This window comes from Colwellia sp. 12G3 (assembly GCF_002836775.1).
GTDB lineage: Bacteria > Pseudomonadota > Gammaproteobacteria > Enterobacterales > Alteromonadaceae > Colwellia.
The window spans coordinates 1-1,773 of sequence record NZ_PJAQ01000048.1 but is presented as its reverse complement, the minus strand read 5'-3'; the positions used below and the strand labels follow the sequence as shown (position 1 = coordinate 1,773).

Sequence of the window (1,773 nt, the reverse complement as noted above, 5' to 3'; positions counted from 1 at the left end):
TGGCTCAGCCTGTGTGAAAACGTTTTGATCACTTTTTCGAATAAGCACCGAATACTTATGATCAATCAATCTCAAAACAAGATAATAAATCACTCTATATTTGCTATAATATTCATTAGGTTAATTGATTATATGTTGGCTATATGTCACGTCATATTAAAGGTTCGTCTCGCTCCCAAGCAACCCTCTTTCCAGAAATGCTTGAAGATTTTGTCGCTAAAGAAAATCCTGTTAGAGTAATTGATGTATTTGTCGATGGGTTAGATTTAGAAAACCTTGGTTTTAAAGGAGTACAATCTAAAGCAACTGGACGTCCTGGTTATCATCCTGCCATATTACTCAAGATTTATATCTACGGTTATTTAAACAGAATTCAGTCGTCACGCTGTCTAGAGCGAGAGACACAACGTAATGTTGAACTTATGTGGCTCACAGAGCGTTTGTCACCAGACTTTAAAACGATTGCTGACTTTAGAAAAGATAACCATCTTGGAATTAAAAACGCCTGTAAAACGTTCGTTCAAATGTGCCATAAATTCAATATGTTTAGTGAAGCGACCGTTGCCATTGATGGTAGTAAATTTAAGGCGTCCAACAACAAAGATAAAAACTACACGCCGAGTAAAATAAAGTCACATATTGAGCGAGTAGAAAAACATATTAATAAATATTTTCAGCAACTTGAACAATCAGATTCACAAGAGAACTCACCAAATAACATTGCTAATATTGAATCTAAGTTAGATTTCCTGAACCAACATCTCGCTGAACTAAAAGAGATGGAGTTAGCCGTAAATAAGCATCCTGACAAACAAATATCAACGGTCGATCCAGATAGTCGCTTGATGAAAACACAGGGTATGACACGAGCGGTTTGCTATAATATACAAAGCGCTGTCGATACGAAACATCATTTAATAGTTGCTCACGAAGTCACCAATACAACAGATAGGGGCCAGTTGTGCAATATGACCAAACAGACACTTAAAGCGTTGGGGAAAAGTGTTACAACAATATTGGCAGATAAAGGTTATTACAGCCGACAAGATATTAAAGATACGCAAGATTTAGGTGTCTCGACTCTTGTACCAAAAACCGATACATCAGGCTCAGAAAAAAAGGGAATTTTTAACAAGTCACTGTTTCAATACAATGAAGATAATGATGTTTATATTTGCCCTGCGGGCAATGAGCTTCAACATCGATTCAATGCGATAGAAGGAGGGTTAGATATCAAAATTTACTTCAATGGTATGGCTTGTAAAAATTGTACTATCCGAAGCCAATGTACCCGTTCTAAAAAAGACCCAAGAAGAATGAGACGTTGGATTCATGAAGCTGATATGGAAAAAATGGAAGCTTTGCTCAAAGCAACGCCTGATGCGATGCTTCAACGAAAACAAACGGTTGAACATCCCTTTGGGACGATTAAATTGTGGGCAGGAGCCACGCACCTTTTAACAAGAGGGTTTAAAAATGTTAGTACAGAATTGAACCTGCATGTATTGGCATATAATTTAAAAAGAATGCTCAATATATTTGGATCAGAAATATTGATGAAGGAAGTGATGTTGCCGTAAGAGGTAACTCTTTCCTTAAAAGACCCAAATATGCTCCAAATAGGAGCCAATATCAGCAATTTTGAACGAATGAAAAATATAAAGCATGGATATTCATAAATATCGGCTTCGCTACGCGAAGCCTTATAAAGAGCTGATATAAACCCTCAATAATGAAAACTTACAATAATTCGTTTTCACACAGGCTGGGCTA

The 1,773-nt window shown here is 36.7% G+C and carries 1 protein-coding gene; it reads left to right on the top strand.

Annotated features, from left to right (window positions below; all coding sequences use genetic code 11):
* Positions 1-143 precede the first annotated feature (143 nt).
* Entirely contained in the window at positions 144-1,580 is a 1,437-nt protein-coding gene (locus tag CXF71_RS11590; protein ID WP_101233118.1) for an IS1182 family transposase, read from the top strand.
* Positions 1,581-1,773: the final 193 nt, after the last annotated feature.

Coding starts and splice junctions, on each gene's coding strand:
- CXF71_RS11590 (WP_101233118.1), top strand. CDS start 144: ATGTCACGTCATATTAAAGGTTCGTCTCGCTCCCAAGCAACCCTCTTT.